Origin of the sequence: Thiobacillus sp. (assembly GCA_024235835.1) — a bacterium.
GTDB lineage: Bacteria > Pseudomonadota > Gammaproteobacteria > Burkholderiales > Thiobacillaceae > PFJX01.
The window spans coordinates 332,172-353,305 of sequence record JACKLQ010000001.1 but is presented as its reverse complement, the minus strand read 5'-3'; the positions used below and the strand labels follow the sequence as shown (position 1 = coordinate 353,305).

The following is a 21,134-nucleotide window of genomic DNA, read 5'->3' as shown; positions in this document are numbered from 1 at the left end:
AGGATTGATGCCTGCATGACCACCCTTCTCGCCTTCCTGTTCACCCTGGCGGTACTCATCGTCTTCCACGAGTTCGGCCATTACCTGGTAGCCCGCCTGGCCGGGGTAAAGGTGCTCCGCTTTTCCGTGGGCTTCGGCCAGGTCATCGCGCGGCGGACGGACCGCCGGGATACGGAATGGGCCCTGTCCGCCATTCCCCTGGGCGGCTACGTGAAAATGCTGGACGAGCGGGAGGGCGAGGTGCCCCCGGAGCAACTGCACCAGGCCTTCAACCGCAAGGGCGTGGGCGCCCGGGCCGCCATCGTCGCCGCGGGCCCCATGGCCAATTTTCTCCTGGCCATCCTGCTGTTCTGGGCCCTGTTCATGTCCGGCATTCCGGTCACCAAGCCCGTTCTGGGCGAACCACCGGCCGGCACTCCCGCAGCCCTATCCGGCATCCATGCGGGCGAAGTGGTGGTGGCGGTCAACGGCGAAGCCACCCAAAGCTGGCAGGATCTGCACTGGCAGGTGCTAAAGAGGGCGCTGCGCAAGGAATCCTTCACCCTGGAGACCAGCGACGCCCGGCAGCACTACGCCTATCGCCGCATCGTCCCGGACGGCCTGGAGAATGAAGAAGCGGAACAAAATCCCCTTCGCGCCCTGGGCCTGGTGCATTACCTCCCTCCCCTGCCCTCCGTTCTGGGCGAATTGATGCCCGGCAGCCCTGCCCAGCAGGCCGGGCTCCAAAACGGAGATCGGATCCTGGCGGTGGATGGCCAGCCCATCGATGATTGGCAGGCCCTGGTGGAAAGGGTTCGTGATGCGCCCAACCGGACCCTGCTGCTGCGCGTCGAAAGGGGTACACACTCCCTGGATATCCCCGTGGTGCCCGTGGCGACAGCGGAGGGCAATACACGGACCGGACGCATCGGCGTGGCCCCCAAGGTGGATCCCGCCTTGCTTGCACCCTATCAGGACGTGGCGCGCTATGGTCCCTGGGAGGCACTGCAACGGGCCGGCCAGCGCACCTGGGAACTGTCCGTTTTTAGCCTGGAAATGCTGGGTCGCATGGTCATGGGCGAAGCTTCCCTGAAAAATCTCTCCGGTCCCATCACCATCGCCGATTACGCGGGCCAGTCCGCCCAGAGCGGTTGGACAAGCTTCGTCGCCTTCCTGGCCCTGGTCAGTGTGAGCCTGGGCGTGCTCAACCTGCTGCCCGTGCCGTTACTGGATGGGGGGCACTTGCTGTATTATTTCGCGGAATTTTTGACCGGCCGCCCGGTATCTGAAAGGGTGCAGGAAATCGGTCAGAAAATCGGCATGGGACTGCTGGCGTTGCTCATGTTCTTTGCCCTCTATAACGACCTACAACGACTTTTCGCCGGATGACCATCCCCATCATGCGTGCCTTTCGCCCCAACCTGCTCGCTCTTGCCCTCTGGGGTGCCATTCTTACTCCCATGCCAGTCCTGGCCCAATCCTTTCAGCCCTTCGCGGTCAAGGACATCCGGGTGGAAGGTATCCAGCGCACCGAAGCCGGTACGGTCTTCAGCTACCTGCCCGTCAAGGTCGGGGACACCCTTACCGCGGACAAGGCGTCCAGCGCCATCAAGGCCCTCTACGCCACGGGTTTTTTCAAGGACGTGCGCCTGGAAGTCACCAACGACGTACTCATCGTCATGGTGGAAGAGCGACCTGGCATCGCCAGCGTCGACTTCAACGGCATGAAGGAATTCTCGAAGGAAGACATTGCCAAGGGTCTCAAGGATCTGGGCCTGGCGGAAGGCCGCATCCTGGACCGCTCCCTTCTGGACAAGGCGGAACAGGAACTCAAGCGTCAGTATTTCAATCGGGGCATGTACGCGGTGCAGGTCAAGGCCATCACCACGCCCCTGGAACGTAACCGCGTGGCCGTAAGTTTCGATATCACCGAAGGCGACGTGGCAAAGATCAAGGCCATCAACATCGTCGGCACCAAGGCCTTCAAGGAGAAGGACCTATTGAAGCTCTTCAACCAGGGCACGTCGGGCATGATGTCCTGGTGGACCAAGAACGACCAGTACTCCAAGCAAAAGCTGGGAGGTGACCTGGAGACCCTGCGCTCCCATTACATGAACCAGGGCTATCTTGAATTCAATATCGCTTCCACCCAGGTTTCCATCACCCCGGACAAGAAGGACATCTACATCACCATCAACATCAGCGAAGGCGAGAAGTACACCGTTTCGGATTTCCGCCTGGCTGGCAACCTTCCCGTTGCCGAAAACGAGTTGAAGGGACTGGTATCCCTCAAGATGGGGGACGTGTTTTCCCGGGAAAAACTGACGGAATCCACCAAGAACATCGGCGACCGCCTGGGCAACGACGGTTATGCCTTCGCCAACGTGAACGCCGTGCCCGAACTGGACCAGGGCGCCCACACCGCCGCCTTCACGTTCATGGTGGATCCGGGCCGCAAGGTTTATGTGCGCCGCGTCAACGTCACGGGCAACACCCGCACCAAGGACGAAGTGGTGCGGCGGGAAATGCGCCAGTTGGAAGGCGGATGGTACGCCGCCGACAAGATCAACCGCTCCCGGGAGCGAGTGGACCGCCTGGGCTTCTTCAAGGATGTGACGGTGGAAACACCCCCCGTGCCCGGTGCCACGGACCAGGTGGATGTGAACATCAACGTGGAAGAACAGGCCACCGGCAACCTGCTCCTGGGTGCCGGCTTCTCCAGTTCGGAAGGCTTGGTGCTGTCGGGCTCGGTGTCACAGAACAACCTGTTCGGCACGGGCAACCGGTTGTCCCTGAACCTCAACAGCGGCAGTGTCAACACCCATTACGGGCTGTCCTTCACCAACCCCTATTTCACCAAGGACGGCATCAGCCTGGGCTATGACCTCTACAAGAAAAAGGTGGACACCACCAGTTCCAGCCTTTCTGCCTTGGCGGACTACAGCACCGATACCCTGGGGGCGGGCCTGCGCGTGGGCCTGCCCATAACGGAATACGACACGGTACACCTGGGAGCGGTATATGAAGAAACCACACTGGATCTGACGCCAAATGCCCCCGCCCTGTACTTCACCTTTGCCAATGCCTATGGCTCGGGGTGCGCCATACCCTCCGTCTGCAGTGTCACCACCGACACACTCCGGCTTGAGGCCGGCTGGTCGCGTGACTCCCGGGACAGCCTGCTCTTTCCCACCAAAGGGACATACCAAAGGGTCTTCGCGGAGTGGGGCAGCCCCATCGGAGACCTCCAGTATTACAAGCTCAACTACCAATATCAGTGGCTCAAGCCTATATCCCGCTCAGTCAGCCTCCTGCTGAATGGTGAAGTAGGCATGGGTGGTGGCCTGGACGGCAAAGACTTGCCGATATTCAGGAATTTCTTCGCCGGAGGCATCGGCTCCGTGCGAGGCTTCGACTCCAGCGCCCTTGGCCCCAAACAACTGAACGCCGCGGGCACTTCCTTCTCCATCGGCGGTGAAACCCGTGTTGTGGGAAATGCGGAGTTGCTGTTCCCCTTCCCCGGCATGGGCAATGACAAGTCCATACGTCTGTCTGCCTTTGCCGACATCGGCCAGGTGTTCGGACCCGGTGACCGGCTCGGCCGCTACGGCACGTTCGCTGTCGACGAACTGCGCTATTCTGTAGGCGCGGCAGTCACCTGGTACTCGCCCATGGGTCCCATCAAGCTTTCCCTTGCCCAGCCGCTGAACTCGGCCACCGACGACAAGGAACAGATGTTCCAGTTCCAGCTTGGCAACGTATTTTGAGTCAGGAGTCCACATTGAATCACCTTGCACGCCTTACATTGTTTTTGCTTGCCCTGCCCTTTCTCGGCAATGCCCTAGCGGACACCAAGATCGGCTTCGTGAACACCGAACGGGTCTTTCGTGATTCCCAACTGGCGGTGAAAGCCCAGAAAAAACTGGAAAAGGAATTCCAGAACAGGGAGCAGGACATACAAAAATTGATCAAGCAGGCCCGGGACCTCCAGACCAGTCTTGAAAAGGAAGCCCTGACCATGTCCGAGGCTGAACGCACGAAAAAACAGAAGGACCTGGCCAACCTGTCCCGTGACATCCAGCATGCGCAGCGGGAATTCCGCGAGGACCTGAACCAGCGCAAGAACGAGGAATTCGGTGGCGTGCAGGAACGGGCCCGCAAGGCGATCCTGGAAATCGCCGAGAAGGAAAGGTTCGACCTCATCCTGGAAAACGTGGTCTACGCCAGCCCCAAGGTGGACATTACCGAGCGCGTCCTGAAGGTTCTGGACCGCTGATCGTTCTTGCCCATGGCTGCCCTGACCCTGGCCGAACTCCAGGCCCAACTGGGCGGCACCGTCCGGGGTGATCCGGAAACATCCGTTGTCGGCGCTGCATCCCTGGAAAACGCGCGCAGGGACCAACTCAGTTTTATCGTCAGCCAGAAATACCTGACCCTGGCCCAGGCATCGGCGGCTGGGATACTCATCGTGCCGGATGGACTGGCGGATGCCCTGGACGGGGCTTGTCTGGTGGTGCCCAATCCACACGCCGCCTTCGCCCGGGCTCTGAACCTGCTTCACCCCGAGCCCAGCCTGCCCCCGGGCATTCATCCCTCCGCCAGCGTCGCGCCCGACGCAATTCTGGGAAAGGGTGTTCGCGTCGGCCCGGCGGCCGTCATCGCCTCCGGAGCCGTGGTCGGCGCCGGATCAAGCATCGGTGCCCAGGCCTATGTGGGCCCCCACACCAGGCTTGGCGAACATTGCCTGCTTCAGCCCCGCGCCACCGTGCAGCACGGCTGCCAGATCGGCGACCGCGCCGTGCTACAACCTGGCTGCGTCATCGGCGGCGACGGGTTCGGACTGGCCTGGGAGAAGGATGAAAAGGGTGGCCACTGGTCCAAGGTCCCCCAGGTGGGGCGCGTCGTCATCGGCCACGACGTGGAGGTGGGAGCCAACACCACCATCGACCGGGGTGCCCTGGACGACACGGTGATCGAGGATGGAGCCAAGCTGGACAACCTCATCCAGATCGCCCACAACTGCCGCATCGGCCGGCATACCGCCATCGCCGCCTGCGTCGGCATTGCCGGCAGCACCCGCATCGGCGCCTACTGCCAGATCGGCGGCGCCGCCATGATCATCGGCCACATCGAGATCTGCGACCGGGTCACCGTCTCGGCCGGCAGCTTCGTGGCCAAGGATATCCGCACACCCGGCGTCTACACATCGGTGCAGCCCCTCATGGCTCACGACGACTGGAAAAGAAACGCCGCCCACCTGCGCCACCTGGATCATCTGTCCCGGCGCATCCGGGCTTTGGAAAAGTCACTGAAAGACAAGGAATAACGAGATGGAAAGCATGGATATCACCCAGATCATGAAATTTCTACCCCACCGCTATCCCTTCCTGCTGGTGGACAGGGTACTGGAGATCGTCCCCAACGAACGCATCGTCGCCATCAAGAACATCACCATGAACGAGCCCCAGTTTCCCGGGCATTTCCCCAACCATCCGGTGATGCCCGGCGTGCTCATGATCGAGGCCCTGGCCCAGACTGCGGGCCTGCTGGCCTTCAAGAGCGGTGGCAAGGAAGTGGGGCCCAATTCCGTGATCTATTTCGTCGGCATCGACGGAGCCCGCTTCAAGCGCCCGGTGGTGCCCGGCGACCAGTTGCGCATGGAAGCCACCATCCTCAAGGTCACCCGGGGCATCTGGAAGTTTGCCGCCAAGGCCACTGTGGAGGGCCAGACGGCCTGCGAAGCGGAACTCATGTGCACCCTGAAAGAACTGGACTGAGTCCATGGCGAGCATTCATCCCACTGCCCTGGTAGACCCGGCCGCCCGCCTGGACAAGGATGTGAAGATCGGCGCCTTCAGCGTCATCGGTCCCCATGTGGAAATCGGCGCGGGCACCCGTGTCGGCCACCATGCGGTCCTCACCGGCCACACCCGCATCGGCCAGGGCAATCGCATTTTCCATTTCGTTTCCCTGGGGGAGGAACCCCAGGACAAGAAGTACGCCGGTGAACCCACCCGGCTGGAGATCGGCGACCATAACGTCATCCGCGAGTTCTGCACCTTCAACACCGGCACTGTGCAGGACGAGGGCGTCACCCGCATCGGCAGCCACAACTGGATCATGGCCTACGTGCACATCGCCCACGACTGCGTGGTGGGCGACCAGACCATCTTCGCCAACAATGCCTCCCTGGCGGGCCATGCCCATGTAGGCGACTTCGCCATCCTGGGGGGCTTCACGGGCGTGCACCAGTTCTGCCGGGTGGGCGCCCACGTCATCACCGGCATCGCCTCCGTGGTGCGTCAGGACATTCCCCCCTACTTCACGGTGGCGGGTTCCCCTGCCCAGCCCCACGGCATCAACGCCGAAGGCCTCAAGCGGCGGGGCTTCAGCCCGGATGCCATCAGCGCCATCAAGCGCGCCTACAAGACCCTGTACAAATCCGGCCTGACTCTGGCCGAGGCCCAGGCCGCCATCGCCAGGGAGACGGAAGCCACGCCGGAGCTCGTCCTCCTGGCGGCCTTCCTCGCCCAGCCCGGTCGCGGCATCGTCCGCTGATTGGAGTCGGGAATGGGGAAGGGTGAAGGGGAAATGGGGAAGAACCGTCCCCCCCACCCGTTATCCCCCATCCCTCATCCCCCGCAGATCGCCATCGTCGCGGGAGAGGCCTCCGGCGACCTGCTGGGCAGCCTGCTGATCCGGTCCGTCGCCAGCGCGGGAGCGAAGTGCGATTTTCTCGGCATCGCCGGCCCGAAGATGCAGGCTGCCGGTGCACGCTCCCTTTTTCCCATGGAGGCCCTGTCCGTGCGGGGCTATGTGGAGGCCCTGGGCAGCCTGCGCCAGATCTTGCGCATCCGAAAAACCCTGGCCCAGCTCCTCCTCAAAACGCCGCCCAGGCTGTTCATCGGCGTGGACGCTCCCGATTTCAACCTCGCCCTGGAACGCCGCCTGAAGCGTGCAGGCATCCCCACCATCCACTTTGTCAGCCCCTCCGTGTGGGCCTGGCGCCCCAAACGCATCCGCAAGGTGGCCAAGGCCGTGGACCATGTCCTGCTGATCTTTCCTTTCGAGGAGGATATCTACCGGCAGGCAGGCATCCCAGCCACCTATGTGGGCCATCCCATCGCCCATGCGCTGCCGGAACCCGACCGAGGGGCTGCCCGGGCGCGCCTGGCCCTGGCCCCGGACGCCGAATGGGTGGCCCTGCTGCCCGGCAGCCGCCCCGGGGAACTCAAGGCCCTGGCGGACCTGTACATCCAGACCGCCCGCAAACTGCATGCATCGCGCCCCGGCGTGCGCTTCATTGTGCCCCTGGTGAACCGGGAAACCCGCCGGGCCTTCGAGGAAGCCGTGCACCGGGCCCAGGCCCACGACCTGCCCCTGCGCATCCTCTTCGGCCATGCCCATGACGCCCTGCAGGCCGCGGACTGCGCCCTCATCGCCTCCGGCACCGCCACCCTGGAAGCCCTGCTGCTGGACTGCCCCCATGTCATCACCTACAAGGTGCCCTGGCTGACCTACCAGATCATGAAACGTCAGGCCCTCCAGCCCTGGATCGGCCTGCCCAATGTCCTGGCCGGCCGCGACCTGGTGCCGGAAATCATCCAGGACCAGGCCACGCCGGAGGCCCTGAGCCAGGCCCTGGAAAAGCTGCTGGGCGACGCGGCGGCCCGCCGCGCCCAGACTGAGGAATTCGCCCTCCAGCGCGCACGCCTGCGCCGGGACACCCCCAGGCTCATCGCCCAGGCCCTGGGCCCGTTTCTGGGGGGATGAGGGATGGGGCATGGGGGATGGGACAAGGAGCAAAGGCCAGGAACCCATTCCCGCCTGGTTTGCGGCGTGGACGAGGCGGGGCGCGGCCCCCTGGCCGGGCCTGTCTATGCCGCCGCCGTGATCCTGGACCCCCGGCGCCCCATTGCGGGTCTCAAGGACTCCAAGAAAGTTCCGGAGGCAAGGCGATTCCTGCTGGCCGATGAGATCAAGGCCCATGCCCTGGCCTGGCATTTCGCCTCGGCCACGGTGGCGGAGATCGAGGAACTGAACATCCTCCACGCCACCATGCTGGCCATGCGACGCGCCGTGCTGGGCCTGCGCCCATTGCCCGAAGGGGCGCTCATCGACGGCAACCGTTGTCCCGACCTGCCCATGGCCTGCCGCGCCATCGTCAAGGGTGATGCGCTGGAGCCCTGCATCTCCGCGGCATCCATCCTGGCCAAGACGGAAAGGGATAAAGAAATGCGCGCGCTTGCCGATATATACCCTCAATACGGATTTGAAAGGCATGCGGGTTACCCGGTGCCTGACCACCTGGCCGCCCTTGAGCTTCACGGGCCATGCCCCGAGCACCGCAGGAATTTCGGTCCGGTAAAGCTACATCTACAGAAAAAACTGATTCGATAGGAGAACCAGAACATGTTCGTGATTATCGGCTGGGTGATCGTCATGGGCAGCATCTTCGGCGGCTATGCGATGGCCGGGGGACACCTGGGCGGTCTTTGGCAACCCCTGGAGGTGGTAATGATCGCTGGTGGCGCCATCGGCGCCTTCGTCGCCGCCAACTCCATGCCCGCCATCAAGCACACCATGGGAGGTGTGGCCGCCTGCTTCAAAGGCTCCAAGTTCACCAAGGCCTACTACATGGAACTCATGGGCCTGCTGTTCGAATTGTTGGCCAAGGCCCGCAAGGAAGGCCTCATGGCCCTGGAAACCGACGTGGAGGAACCGGAGAAAAGCGCCATTTTTTCCAAGTACCCCACCATCTCCTCCGACCACCACCTGGTGGACTTCATCACCGACTACCTGCGCATGATGGTAGGGGGCAACCTGAACGCCATGGAAATCGAAAACCTCATGGACGCGGAACTCGAGGCACACCACCACGAGGAGATGCACCCCTCCCACGCGATCCAGAAACTCGCCGACGCCACGCCGGCCTTCGGTATCGTCGCGGCCGTGATGGGCGTGGTGCACACCATGGAGTCCCTGCACCTGCCGCCCTCCGAACTGGGCGTGCTCATCGGCCACGCCCTGGTGGGCACCTTCCTCGGTATTCTGATCTCCTATGGTTTCTTCGCCCCCCTGTCCACCTTGATGGAAACCAAGGCAGGCGAGGCTTCCAAGCCCTTCCAGGTGGTCAAGGTCATCCTGCTGGCCTCCATGAACGGCTATGCCCCCCAGACCTGCGTTGAATTCGGCCGCAAGGTGCTGTTCTCCGGCGAGCGCCCCTCCTTCAAGGAAATGGAGGAAGACATCAAGAACCGCAAAGGCAAGTGATCGGTTCAAAGTTGACAGTTATCAGTTTCGAGCAGGAAACGCGACTGGCCAACTGAACCGACAACCGACAACTGACAACTGACAACTGGATTCATGGCTGACGATTCCCAACGCCCCATAGTCATCAAGCGCATCAAGAAGGCCGGCGGCGGCGCCCATGGAGGCGCGTGGAAGATTGCCTACGCCGACTTCGTCACCGCCATGATGGCGTTCTTCCTGCTCATGTGGCTCCTGGGTTCCACCACCAAGGCCCAGATGGAAGGCATCTCCGAGTACTTCAAGACCCCCCTCAAGGTGGCCATGATGGGCGGCGAAGGCTCCGGAGACGCCACCAGCATCATCAAGGGCGGCGGCGAGGACCTGACCCGCAAGGCCGGACAGATAAAGCGGGGCGAGACCGAGGCGGACACCAGCAAATCCAAGGCGGAGCAGGAAAAGCTTGACGCCGCCCGCCTGCAGGACCTGAAGGCCAAGCTGGACAAGGCCATCGAGAACAACCAGAAGCTCCGCCAGTTCAAGAACCAGCTCAAGATAGAAATCACCCAGGAAGGCCTGCGCATCCAGATCGTGGACGACAAGAACCGCCCCATGTTCGACTCCGGCGGCGCGGTGATGAAACCCTATACCCGGGACATCCTGCGGGAGATCGGCAAGACCCTGAACGAGGTGCCCAACAAGATCAGCCTGTCGGGCCACACCGATGCCATACCCTACTTTGGCGGCGAAGCGGGCTACAGCAACTGGGAACTCTCCGCCGACAGGGCCAACGCTTCGCGGCGGGAACTGGTGGCCGGCGGTCTGGAGGACGGCAAGGTATTACGGGTGGTGGGCCTGGGCTCGGCCATCCCCTTCAAGAAGGAAGACCCCAACGATCCCGTGAACCGCCGCATTTCCATCATCGTCATGAACAAGAAGGCCGAGGACGCCATCACCAAGGAATCCACCCAGGTGGAGGCGACGACGGCCCAGGACGTGGCGGAAAAGCTTGATGTCAAACACTGATGCCATGCCCACGGGCCTGATGCACCGCCTGCCGCCGGCCCTGGCCGCGCTGGCGGCCCACCTGCCTGCCCTGGCGGTGGGCGGAACCCTCGTGGCAGCGGGTTTTTCCCTGTCCTCTGCCGCGGCGAGCATTGGCGTCTGTGCGGCCCTGGTGGCCTGGCTGTGGAATTTGCCCATGTGGTGGCGCCTTATCAACCTGCTTTTCGTGCCCTGCCTGTGGCTGGCCCAGGGCGCCTCCATCGACCCGGGCTGGTACCTGGCTGCCTTCGCCTTGCTTGCCCTGACGTCACTGGGCGCCGTCAGGACCAGGGTTCCGCTCTACCTATCCAGCCACCAGGCAGCACTGGAACTGGCCCAACGGCTCCCGCCCAACGCCCGGTTCATGGACCTGGGCTGTGGCCTTGGCGGCCCACTGGCCCGCCTGGCCCGCCTGCGACCCGACATTCGCCTGTCCGGCGTGGAGGCAGCGCCCCTGAACTGGCTCATCGCCCGCCTGCGACTGGGCAAGCGGGCAACCATCCGACTGGGGAGTCTTTGGGACGCGGACCTGTCCCGGTGCAACGCGGCCTATGCCTACCTCTCCCCCGCGCCCATGCCCCGCCTCTGGGACAAGGTCCGTGCCGAGATGAAGCCCGGCAGCCTGCTTATCAGCAACAGTTTTTCCATACCCGGTGTACCACCCGCCGATACGGTGGAACTCCATGATCGCTCCCAAGCCCGGCTCTTGATCTGGAGGCTGTAATGACCCTGGACCTGTGGCGGGACAAGCTCAAGCCCGGCGACGTTCCCATCTTCCGACGCACCCACCAGAAGCTGATGGAGCTTTCCCCTCGCCGTGAAGCCATCAGTGCCAGGGACGTGGCCAACGTCTTGCTGGCCGACCCCCTGGCGAGCCTGCAAATCCTCCACGGCCTGAACAAGCGGGTGATGGAGAAATACGGCACCGAGGTGCTCACCGTGGAGCACGCCCTCATGATGCAGGGCCTGGGGGTCTACCTTGATGCAGCCCGTCGCCTGCCGGTTCTGGAGGACACCCCCGCAGGCAAGGACCCCAGGGGGCTGGCTGCCCTCCAGGCTCTCGCCCGACGGGCCCAGCACGCTGCCTGGCAGGCCCGGGACTTCGCCGTCCTGCACGCCGACATCCGGGCCGAGGAGGTGGAAGTGGCCGCCCTCCTGTCCTACCTGCCCGAGTACCTTCTGTGGCTCAGGGCGCCGGATGCAGGCCGTTCCCTGGCCCGCCTGCGCCGCCGCATGAGCACCGACGAGGCTTGCCAGCAATCCCTGGGCGTACCGATGAAGGCCCTGCGCCTGGCCGTGATGGAGGACTGGAGCATCCCCCCCACCACCCTGGACATGCTGGACGACAAGAACGAGGGCCGTGCCCGCCAGATCATCCTGGGCGCCTGCCTGGACATTGCCGAGCGCAGTGAGCGGGGCTGGTGGGACGAAGGGCTGCTGGCCGACTACGAGGCCCTGTCCGGCGTCGAGAACACCCCCGTGGACATGATCATCGCCAACGCCCACGCCAACGCTGCCCGGGCCGCACGCCATTGCAACTGGCTGCCCCGACCTCCCGCCGCCGCCTGGGGGCCCATGATTCCCGGAGAGTGGCCGGCGGAAGAGGATGACCCGGAGCCCGTGGCCGCTGCGGCAAAATCGCCTGCTCCTGCTCCAGCACCTGCGCCTGCGTCAGCGCCTGTTCTTGCTCCCGCAACCGCCCCGGCCGCCACGCCAGCGCCGCCCCCCACGCCAGCGCCTGCAAGCCAGGCGCCCGTTGCCACACCTTCCACGGTACCCGCAAAGCCTGCCACTACCCAGGTGGAAGAACACGCCGCTTGCCCCATGCCGGACAAGCAGGTTCTGCGGGAAGCCCTGCAGGGCATCGAAGGACACCTGGACGGATCCCTCACCCTCAATCAGATGTCCGCCATCATCCTCAAGGGCCTGCATACCGGCCTGGGCCTCTCCCGCATCCTGTTTGCCATGGTCACCCCCGACGGCAAGAAGGTGAAATCCCGCTTCACCCTGGGCATCAAGGCGGACGACCCCCTGCGCCACTTCGAATTCGCCATGGCGGGCAAGGATCTCTTCTGCCAGCTCATGGGCAAGATGCAGGGCGTGTGGGTGAACGAGGGCAACCGGGACAAGCTCTGGCCCATGGTGAACCCCGGTCTGCAGCAAGTCATCGGCGCCGGGGACTTCTATGCCATGAGCCTGCACGTGGACGGCAAGGCCATCGGCATGATCTACGCAGACCGGGGCCACGGCCATTGCGGCCTGGACCCCCTGACCTACACCGACTTCAAGATGCTCTGCCTCCAGGCGGCCAGGGGGTTGGGAAAAATCAAGGGATGAGGGATGGGGAATGAGTAATGGGGTCACCCCATCACCCATCACCCATCACCCAAATCAAGCCGCCAGACGCACCGCGTCATCCACATCCACCGCCACCGGCCGGGAGACGCCAGGCTCCGGCATGGTCACGCCCACCAGGTGCTCCGCCAGTTCCATGGTGATGCGGTTGTGGGTGATGAACATGAACTGGGTTTCCGCGGACATCTTTTTCACCATGGCGCAGTAGCGCTCGGTGTTGCTGTCGTCCAGGGGTGCGTCCACCTCGTCCAGCAGGCAGAACGGCGCGGGGTTGAGGCGGAAGAAGGCGAACACCAGGGATAGGGCGGTAAGGGCCTTTTCCCCGCCGGACAGCAACTGGATGGAACTGTTCTTCTTGCCCGGCGGCTGGGCCAATACGGTGAGCCCCGCGTCCAGGATTTCATCGCCGGTGAGGATCAGTTCCGCGTGGCCGCCGCCGAACAGTTCCATGAACAGGCTCTGGAACTCCCGGCTCACCCTGTCGAAGGTGTCCTTCAGGCGGGCACGGGTTTCCGCGTCGATGCGGCGGATGGCCTCCTCCAGGGTATTGGCGGCGGTCTCCAGGTCTTCCGCCTGGGCATCCAGGTACTGCTTGCGTTCCTCGGCGGCCTTGAGTTCTTCCAGGGCCGCCATGTTCACCGGCCCCAGGGCGGTGATGTCCGCTTCCAGGCGGTCAAGTTCGGTCTTCAGCCAGGCATCGCCCCGGTTGGCGATGCCGGCATGCTCCGCCTCTTCCTTCAGCGCGGCCTCGTCCACCCCTTCAAGCTCCTCGCTGTAGCGGGCCTCGTTGAGTTGGGCTTCCTGGAGCTTCAGTTCCATGGCCTGGGCCCGCTCCTTCAGGGGCTCCAACGCGCGCTCCGCCTTGAGGCGCTCGGTATCCAGGTCCCGCAAATTCAGGTTGGCCCCTTCCAGGGCGTCCCGGGCGACGGTGAGGGTGGACTCCGCCTCCTGGCGCTGGGCCAGGGCGAAGCGCAGGCTGTCCTCCACCGGCGAGGGCTGGGCTTGCGCCAGTTCGGCTTCCAGGCGGGCCTGCTCCTGGGCCAGTTCCCCCAGGGTGCGATCCCCCCGGGCCACCCGCTCGGCCAATTCCTTCAGGCGGCTGGCCAGGGCCCGCACCTGGAAGGCGGCCTCCTGGGCCTCCCGTTCGGCCCGGCGCTGGGCCTCCCGCACGGTCTGGACCTTCTGGTCCAGGGCCTGGCGGGCCTGGCGGGCCTCATCCAGGCGTTCCCTAGCGGCGTCATAGGCTTCCTGGGCCACCATCTGCCGGTCGCCTGCGTCGTTCCAGGCCTCTTCCTCCTGGGCCATGTGCTCGTAGATCTCGTTCAGGTCCTGCTCCACCTGGGCGCGACGATCATTAACGCGGCGGGCTGCTTCCTGGCCCCGGGCCACTTGGGCGCGCAACTGTCCGGCCTGGGCCTGGGTCTGGCTGATCTGGGCCTGGAGGGCATCCACCTGACGCCGGCCGGACTGGAGGGCCTCCTCAGTCCGGGCCAGGTCTTCCTGCACTTCCTCCAGCCGAGCCTGGCCCAGTTCCACCTGCGCTTCCAGGTCCTGGATTTCCCGCACCCGGGCGATGAGGCCCTGGTGGCCTTTCTCGGGGGCGTTGAAGATGAGGCTGTCCCGCCCAACCCGATGGCCTTCCCGGGTGGCGATGAAGCCGCCGGCGGGCAGGCGGCCCCGCAGGGCCAGGGCATGTTCCAGGCTGTCCGTGGCAAAGGCCAGGGCCAGGCGGTCCGCCAGGAAGCGGGCGATCAGGGGGTTGTCGGTGTGGATCAGCTCCACCAGGGGGTTTAGATCCCCCTCACCACCCGGAGGTGGGGTCAGGGGTGAGGGAGCGGCGTGTACCATCCCATGGGCAGCTCCCTCATCCCCAGCCCTTATCCCGGAGGGAGAAGGAAGCAGCAGTTCAAACCGGGCCTCCGGCGGCTGTTCCAGCCACTCCGGCCGGGCCTCGGCGGCCAGGGCGGCCATGGCCTCCCCCAGGGCCGCTTCCACCGCCGTTTCCCAGCCTGCCTCCACACGGATCGCCTGCCACAGCCGGTAAACCTGATCCAGGCCCTCCCGGACAAGCCAGGAGGCACCCTCCCCCTCGGCCTGATGGGCGCTGTCCTGCAGTTTGCGCAGGGCGGCCAACTGGGCCTCCAGGCGATGCTGTTCACCCCGGGCCCCATCCAGCACATGGCGTGACTGGCGCAGGGCTGCCTCCATGTCCGGCAGTTCGGCCCGGGCATTCTCGAGATATTCGTTCAGGCTTTCCGCCCGTTCCTCCAGGGCCTCCAGCTCCATCTGCTGGCGCTCCACATGGCTCATGTCCTGGGAGGCCAGGGCATCCTTCTCCTGCATGAGGCGTAGTTCCCGGGCCTTGAGCATGTCGATGGCCCGCTCGGCATGGGTGCGATTGGCCTCCTCCAACTGGATGGCCTGCTCGAACTGGCCCATCTCCTGTTGCACCGCGGCCACGGCGGCCTGGGCCTCGCGCCAGGCAGCGTCCACCTCGGGCATTTCCTCGCCGGTCATGACCGCCCGTTCATGGAGAATCTCCGCCTGTTCCTCGCCCCGGGCATGCTCCTCCTGACGCAGGCCGATCTCCGTGCGGGTGGCTTCCAGTTCGGCCCTCGCCGCATCCTGGCGGGCGACGTTGAGCTGCAACTCCTGGTTCAGCCGCTCCCGGGTGGCCCCCAGGTGCTTCAGTTCCTGTTCCACCCGGGCCACCTCGGCGCTGGCCTCGTAGAACTTCGCCTGGGCCAGGTTCAGTGCCTCGGTGGCCTCGAACTGGGCCAGCCGATGGGTTTCCAGGTCGGACTCGATGCGGCGCAGATCGGCGATCTTGGCCTCGATGTCGTTGCGGGCCGCCTCCATCTGGCGTTCCAGCTCCGCCTGGCGGGCCTGGGCATCCCGGCGACGCACCAGGGAGAGGAAATGGGTCTTGAGGTTTCGGTCACTGTCCAGGGCAAAGAAGCGCCGGGCCACCTCGGCCTGCACGGCCAGCTTTTCCAGCTGACGGCCCAGTTCCTCGCGGATGTCGGAAACCCGATCCAGGTTCTCCCGGGTGTCCCGCAGGCGGGACTCGGTCTCCTTGCGGCGTTCCTTGTACTTGGACACCCCCGCCGCCTCTTCCAGGAAGCCCCGCAACTCCTCGGGCTTGGCCTCGATGATGCGGGAGATCATGCCCTGCTCGATGATGGCGTAGGCGTCGCCCCCCAGGCCGGTGCCCAGGAACAGGTCCATCATGTCCTTCTTGCGCACCTGCACGTTGTTGATGTGATAACTGGAATCGCCACTGCGGGTCAGCACCCGTTTCACTGAAATTTCCGCGTACTGGGACCACTGCCCTGCCGCCTTGCCCTCGCTGTTATCAAATAACAACTCCACCGAGGCACGGCTGGCGGGCTTGCGGCCCGTGGAGCCGTTGAAGATCACGTCCTGGAGGCTGGCACCCCGCAGTTCCCGGGCCTTGGATTCCCCCAGCACCCAGCGCACCGCGTCGATGACGTTGGACTTGCCGCAGCCGTTGGGCCCCACCACGCCGGTGAGCTGGGCGGTGGCGGGGATGGTCACCGGGTCCACGAAGGACTTGAAGCCGGCGATATGGATGTGCTTGAGGCGCAAGGGGGTGGATGTCCGGGATTTATAATTCGCCCGCGATTTTAACTTCGGAAGCCGTCCTCATGCCCAGCCAACCCACCAAGGCCCTGGAAACCTTCGACAACCCCCAGCCGGCCCGGGACTACCACATCCACATCGAGATTCCCGAGTTCACCTGCCTGTGCCCCAAGACCGGCCAGCCGGACTTCGCCACCCTGTTCCTGGACTACATCCCGGACCGGCGCTGCGTGGAGCTGAAGAGCCTGAAGCTCTACATCTGGTCCTTCCGGGAGGAAGGCCACTTCCACGAGGACGTCACCAACCGCATCCTGGACGACCTGGTGGGGGCCACCGATCCCCGCTTCATGCGCCTCACCAGCAAGTTCTACGTGCGGGGCGGCATCTTTACCAACGTGGTGGCGGAACACCGCAAGCCGGGTTGGGAGCCCGCACCCCGGGTGGAATTGAGTCAGTTCACGCCAAACTCGAATACGCGTTGATGAGCTGATGTTTGAATGAAGCAGCGGGACTGCCGAAAAACTTTGATTGGAACGCGGTCCGGTCTCGCCTGACCCACACCAGGCAACACGTCAATCCCCCAGCACTTCCCTGATGCCGGGCAGCGCCGCGGCCACGGCCCGCCTCCCCTCTTCCATGGCCTCCCGGGCCTTGTGGAAGTCCAGCAGGCCCAGGCGGGCCAGCTTGGGGGCCACGATGGCGTCCGGCGGCTCCCCGGCCATGCGGCTGCGGCTGATGCGCACCTGCATGATGTTGATGCTGGAGGCCACCACGTCCAGCATGGACGGCAGGCGGGGTCCCCGCTCCTCCCTCTCTTCCCGCCCGGGCATGAGGGCGCTCAGGTTTTCCTGGAGCTTGCGCATCCATTCGCTCACCTCCCCGGCCGACGCCTCGTCGGTCTCCCCCCTTTCCGGGGGCTCCCTCAGGTGGCGGCCCAACAGGTCGGTATTCAGGTCCACGGCGATCACCACGTCGGCCCCCATGGCCCGGGCCAGGGACACGGGCACCGGGTTCACCAGGCCGCCGTCCACCAGCATCCGGCCTTCCACCACAACCGGCGTGAACAGGGCCGGCAGGGCGATGGAGGCCCGCACGGCGTCGATGGTGGAGCCTTCCCGCAGCCACACCTCCTCGCCGGTGTGCAGGGCCGTGGCCACCACCCCCAGGGGCAGGTCCAGCTTCTCCATGGGGCGGTCCAGGAAGTTGCGGCGGAAGAACTCCATGAGCCGATCGCCCTTGATCAGGCCGCCGTTCAGGCGCACGTCCATGAAGGCCAGCACGTCCGCCATGCCCAGGTCAAGCAGCCAGTGTTCGAAGCGGTCCAGCTCCCCCGCCGCGCAGGCGGCCCCCACCAGGGCGCCGATGGAGGTGCCGCACACCAGGTCAGGGCGGATGCCCGCCGCCTCCAGGGCGCGTATGACCCCCACATGGGCCCAGCCCCGAGCCGAGCCACTGCCCAGGGCCAGGCCGATGCGGGGCCTGGAGCGGGACTTCCCGGAAGGTCGCCCGGAGGCAGGGGAATGGTGGCGGCTGGCGGGCATGGGAGGCTTCCCTGGGTATAGGCGCTGGCCTCCATCCTACCCCGTGGGCAGGTCCGTGCCTTCAGAAGAAAATTGCGGGGACCCCTCAGGGGCTCTCCCCAATACTGGGCCATTTGCCCCGTACCAGGGTTCCGGGCTTACGTTCCAACTCCACTCTGCCGTGCATGGCGGTTTCAAGTTCCAAGTGCAACAGTTGAAGAAATTGAATTGGAATCAAGGGATTGAGCCTTGACGAGCAATTCGGCGTAGACCTCCAAGGGAGAACGGAAGCCATGAATTTTGCGAGGCCTGGAATTGAGCTTGAAGGCGATGGCATCCAGGTCATCCTGGGAGAATCCGGACAAGTCGGTGCCCTTGGGCAGGTACTGGCGCAGCAGGCCATTGGTGTTTTCATTCGACCCACGCTGCCAAGGGCTGTGAGGATCAGCGAAGTAGACCCTAACACCGGTACGTTCGGTCAGCTCCTTGTGCCGGCTCATTTCCTTGCCTTGGTCATAGGTCAAGGTCTTGCGCATCGGCTCATGCACCCGGTTGAGCGCCTCGGAGAAGCCCTCCAGGGCCGCCAGGGCGGTGCTGTCCTCCATGCGTGCGAGCATGACCATACGGCTGGTACGCTCGACCAAGGTACCCACAGCAGAACGGTTGGCCGCTCCCTTGATGAGGTCCCCTTCCCAGTGTCCGGGCACCAAGCGATCCTCGATTTCGTCGGGACGGGCGCGCAGGCTGGTCATATCAGGGATCTGCCCCCGGCGATCCTCGCCGCGCGCGCGGGAGCGGCGCCCGCTCCGGCCCTGGCGCAGGCAAGCGATCAGCTCGGCGCGCAGCTCCCCTCGTGGCATCACGTACAAGGCGTTGTAGATGGATTCGTGGGAAACGGTGTGCTCCCGGTCCTGGGGCCAGACCCGCTTGAGTGTGCCCGCGATCTGCTCGGGCGACCAGCCTTCCCGGAGGTAATGCTCGACCACGCCAAACAGCACCGTATGCGGCGCCAGCTTGCGGTCACGGCGAGGCTTGTAACGCCGCCCTCGCGCCCGAATCCCCGCCGCCCGGGCATCGTAGCCGCCCGATTCCCCCGTATTGCGCGTCAGTTCCCGGCTGATCGTCGACGGCGCGCGATGCAGCTTGCGGGCCATGGCCCGCAAAGCTGCATCCCACTCCGCGCATCAGCATCATCGTCGCCCGTTCTTCAGCACTCAGTTGTTCGTAATGGCTTCCCATCGCAGCACCTTAACAGGGTGTTGCGCTTGATTATTGAGCCCGCCAGGGCATGCGGGGCTTTCCACCCGTTTGGGCCTGATAGTGCTCAGGTTCCCCTGCGGATTGCGCATCCACTCGCTCGCTTCCCCGGATAACGGCTCGGGCTCCGGCGGCTCCTTGAAATAGCGACCCAGCAGATCGGTGTTGAGGTCCACGGCGGTCATCACGTCGCCCCCCCCTGGCCCGGGCCAGGGCCAGGGGCACAGGGACCAGCATCCGGCCTTCCACCACCAACGGCGTTACAGGGTCGGTAGGGCGGTGGAGGCCCTCACGGTATCGATGGTGGAATCTTCCCGCAGCCACACCGTCTTCCCTATCCCTTGGGCCGGCCAGTGCCCCCGCCCGGGGCCCATCGGCCCCGGCCCGGTCAGGTACCCGCCAGGCGGTCGAAGTAGCGGGCGCGGTAGTAGTGGCGCTTGTGGGTGGCGTCGTCGCTGAAGGCGGCGCGGTCGTGGAGGACGTTGTTGCTCACCAGCCCCATGCCGGATTCCAGCCGGCCCCGGTACTTGTAGGGTGCCTCGCCCTCCAGCAGGTCCCGCAGGGCGTCCAGGGCCTCCCGGGTGAGGGGGTCGTCGGACCAGAGGACGTTGTTGACGCGGATGGTGTAGCGCATGTGCAGATTGCCGGCGGGGGTGATGCCGAACACGGGCCCCGGTTCCTCCCGGCGGGCCTCCCTGCCCCCCTCGTCGATGCGGGCGGGAATGGTCATCACCCCGGGGCCCATGAGGGCGCGGATGTAGTCCGGGTTCTTCTCCCGCAGCAGCAGGTAGGCCATCTCGTGGTCCATGAGTCCGTTCTCGCCGCCGCTGGCGGCCTGCTGCACCACGTGCAGGTTCAGGGCGTGGATCTGCTTGTCGGCGGTGTTGTAGTAGCCGTCGGTGTGCCAGTTGATGGCCCGGTTGGTGTAGGGGATGTACTGCTGGCGGATGCCGTCGGTGCGCACGGTGAGGGAGGTGAGGCCCGTCTCGTCCGCCAGCCAGTTCTTGTTCAGGTCCTGCAGGCCGAAGCGCCGCCCCAGGGAAAGGGGAATCTCCGGGTCCGGGTCGTCCCCGGTCCTGCCCGCGTAAAGGGCCATGTTGGCCTTGCGGCAGCGCGCCAGCAGGGCGGCGTGTTCGCTGTCCGTAAGCCGGCGGGGATCGTCGATCTCCACCACCAGGTCCCCCAGGTCCCGGGGATAGTCCTGGAGCTTGGCGTCCCGCCAGCGCAGGTACAGGTCCCCGCTGTCGGGATGGAAGGGGTTGGAAACGGCTTGGGCCTGGCGCTGGGGTTGGCTCATGGGACTCTCCGTGGATGCAGATGGATGGCGATGAGGCCGCCAGCCTGGGCCAAGCCGCCCGTTGGGGCATTGACCCTTATCAACCCGCTCCGGCGGACATGGCGGCGGCCACCCCTCCCCCATTGCCTGCCGGGGAAGAAGCAGGCGCCGGGGCCAAGCCCTGGGCTGGGGAATCGGGTTAATCGGGGGGTTACAGCGACAGCGTTGGAGTTGGGCCTCTCTCACACATAGTGCGTCCACATGCGCAACACACGAACTGCCCGTTCCTTTGGAAAGACTTCGTACACCAGACGATGCTGAATATTGATGCGTCGCGAATACGCGCCGGCCAAGTCGCCTACGAGCTTCTCGTAGGGCGGTGGGTTTTGAAACGGGTCGGCAGCGAGAACGGCCAGAAGTTCCAGTGCCTTGGTCTTCAGGCCTGCCGCAGCCAGCTTCATCGCGTCTTTCTGCGCGTGTTTCGAAAAAACGACCCGCCAACTCACCAGTTAAGCTCCTTGGCGCTCTTGCCAAGAGGCTCGGCCATGCCCTCCTTGATAGATTCGCGCATGCCGGGGATGGAAAGAAGGTATAGCGTTTCTTGAATGGCTTCCCAATCTTCGGTTGCGAGAAGGACGGCACTTGATCGCTTTCCGGCGATATGAATTGGCTGATGTGACTCAGCGACCTGGTCGATGAGCCGATACAGGTTTGCGCGTGCTTCGCTTGCAGTGAGGGTGGCCATCTTCGTTCTCCGAATAGAGGAGACAAAATAGTACGTAATTACGTACGTTTCGTCTATCCGCCCTTTGAGAGGTCAAAGGAAGCAGTAGGAAAACCTCATTCCACCG

Annotated in this window: 19 protein-coding genes and 1 pseudogene; 13 read left to right on the top strand and 7 right to left on the bottom strand. The window is 64.6% G+C overall.

The window, feature by feature from the left end; genetic code table 11:
* Positions 1-15 precede the first annotated feature (15 nt).
* The 12 genes from rseP to H6935_01670 all read left to right on the top strand — a co-directional run bounded on the left by rseP (position 16) and on the right by H6935_01670 (position 12,609).
* On the top strand, positions 16-1,368 hold the full coding sequence (gene rseP, locus H6935_01725; protein MCP5277063.1) for an RIP metalloprotease RseP: 1,353 nt from the start codon (positions 16-18) through the stop codon (positions 1,366-1,368).
* Positions 1,369-1,439: 71 nt separating this feature from the next.
* On the top strand, positions 1,440-3,746 hold the full coding sequence (gene bamA / locus H6935_01720) for an outer membrane protein assembly factor BamA (protein ID MCP5277062.1): 2,307 nt from the start codon (positions 1,440-1,442) through the stop codon (positions 3,744-3,746).
* A 14-nt stretch (positions 3,747-3,760) separates the two neighbouring features.
* Positions 3,761-4,255, top strand: coding sequence for an OmpH family outer membrane protein (locus H6935_01715; protein MCP5277061.1), 495 nt, complete (start codon positions 3,761-3,763; stop codon positions 4,253-4,255).
* Positions 4,256-4,267: 12 nt separating this feature from the next.
* Positions 4,268-5,305, top strand: a complete 1,038-nt coding sequence (gene lpxD / locus H6935_01710) for a UDP-3-O-(3-hydroxymyristoyl)glucosamine N-acyltransferase (GenBank protein MCP5277060.1) — start codon at positions 4,268-4,270, stop codon at positions 5,303-5,305.
* Between the two features lie 13 nt (positions 5,306-5,318).
* Positions 5,319-5,756: a 3-hydroxyacyl-ACP dehydratase FabZ gene (gene fabZ, locus H6935_01705; GenBank protein MCP5277059.1), complete on the top strand. Its 438-nt coding sequence runs from the start codon at positions 5,319-5,321 to the stop codon at positions 5,754-5,756.
* A 4-nt stretch (positions 5,757-5,760) separates the two neighbouring features.
* Positions 5,761-6,537, top strand: a complete 777-nt coding sequence (gene lpxA / locus H6935_01700) for an acyl-ACP--UDP-N-acetylglucosamine O-acyltransferase (protein MCP5277058.1) — start codon at positions 5,761-5,763, stop codon at positions 6,535-6,537.
* A 33-nt stretch (positions 6,538-6,570) separates the two neighbouring features.
* On the top strand, positions 6,571-7,752 hold the full coding sequence (gene lpxB / locus H6935_01695) for a lipid-A-disaccharide synthase (GenBank protein ID MCP5277057.1): 1,182 nt from the start codon (positions 6,571-6,573) through the stop codon (positions 7,750-7,752).
* Between the two features lie 3 nt (positions 7,753-7,755).
* On the top strand, positions 7,756-8,379 hold the full coding sequence (gene rnhB, locus H6935_01690; protein ID MCP5277056.1) for a ribonuclease HII: 624 nt from the start codon (positions 7,756-7,758) through the stop codon (positions 8,377-8,379).
* Positions 8,380-8,391: 12 nt separating this feature from the next.
* Positions 8,392-9,252: a flagellar motor stator protein MotA gene (gene motA, locus H6935_01685; protein ID MCP5277055.1), complete on the top strand. Its 861-nt coding sequence runs from the start codon at positions 8,392-8,394 to the stop codon at positions 9,250-9,252.
* A gap of 93 nt (positions 9,253-9,345) precedes the next feature.
* The gene (gene motB / locus H6935_01680; protein MCP5277054.1) at positions 9,346-10,254 is read left to right on the top strand and encodes a flagellar motor protein MotB; all 909 of its coding nucleotides are present in this window, start codon (positions 9,346-9,348) and stop codon (positions 10,252-10,254) included.
* A complete protein-coding gene (locus tag H6935_01675; GenBank protein MCP5277053.1) occupies positions 10,241-10,996 on the top strand; it encodes a hypothetical protein in 756 nt (251 codons plus the stop codon). The genes motB and H6935_01675 overlap by 14 nt, the downstream gene beginning before the upstream one ends.
* Positions 10,996-12,609 carry an HDOD domain-containing protein gene (locus tag H6935_01670; GenBank protein MCP5277052.1) on the top strand — a complete coding sequence of 538 codons (1,614 nt, stop codon included), beginning with the start codon at positions 10,996-10,998 and terminating at the stop codon, positions 12,607-12,609. The genes H6935_01675 and H6935_01670 overlap by 1 nt, the downstream gene beginning before the upstream one ends.
* Positions 12,610-12,663: 54 nt before the next feature.
* Here the strand turns inward: H6935_01670 and smc are convergent, their stop codons facing one another.
* Entirely contained in the window at positions 12,664-16,236 is a 3,573-nt protein-coding gene (gene smc / locus H6935_01665) for a chromosome segregation protein SMC (GenBank protein ID MCP5277051.1), read from the bottom strand.
* 59 nt (positions 16,237-16,295) lie between these two features.
* On the opposite strand from smc, the gene queF reads away from it, so the two are divergent.
* Positions 16,296-16,712 carry an NADPH-dependent 7-cyano-7-deazaguanine reductase QueF gene (gene queF / locus H6935_01660; GenBank protein ID MCP5277050.1) on the top strand — a complete coding sequence of 139 codons (417 nt, stop codon included), beginning with the start codon at positions 16,296-16,298 and terminating at the stop codon, positions 16,710-16,712.
* Positions 16,713-16,802: 90 nt separating this feature from the next.
* Here queF and H6935_01655 read toward each other — a convergent pair whose 3' ends face one another.
* From H6935_01655 to H6935_01630, 6 genes and pseudogenes are all read right to left on the bottom strand, one after another.
* Entirely contained in the window at positions 16,803-17,771 is a 969-nt protein-coding gene (locus H6935_01655) for a patatin-like phospholipase family protein (protein MCP5277049.1), read from the bottom strand.
* Between the two features lie 173 nt (positions 17,772-17,944).
* Positions 17,945-18,989: pseudogene (locus H6935_01650) on the bottom strand (IS30 family transposase).
* A complete protein-coding gene (locus H6935_01645; GenBank protein MCP5277048.1) occupies positions 18,965-19,192 on the bottom strand; it encodes a hypothetical protein in 228 nt (75 codons plus the stop codon). The pseudogene H6935_01650 and the gene H6935_01645 overlap by 25 nt, the downstream one beginning before the upstream one ends.
* Before the next feature lie 203 nt (positions 19,193-19,395).
* Positions 19,396-20,304: a TauD/TfdA family dioxygenase gene (locus H6935_01640; protein ID MCP5277047.1), complete on the bottom strand. Its 909-nt coding sequence runs from the start codon at positions 20,302-20,304 to the stop codon at positions 19,396-19,398.
* Between the two features lie 221 nt (positions 20,305-20,525).
* Complete coding sequence (locus H6935_01635; GenBank protein ID MCP5277046.1) at positions 20,526-20,789, bottom strand: Txe/YoeB family addiction module toxin; 264 nt, start codon at positions 20,787-20,789, stop codon at positions 20,526-20,528.
* A complete protein-coding gene (locus H6935_01630; GenBank protein MCP5277045.1) occupies positions 20,786-21,028 on the bottom strand; it encodes a type II toxin-antitoxin system Phd/YefM family antitoxin in 243 nt (80 codons plus the stop codon). Before H6935_01630 ends, H6935_01635 begins: the two co-directional genes overlap by 4 nt.
* Positions 21,029-21,134: the final 106 nt, after the last annotated feature.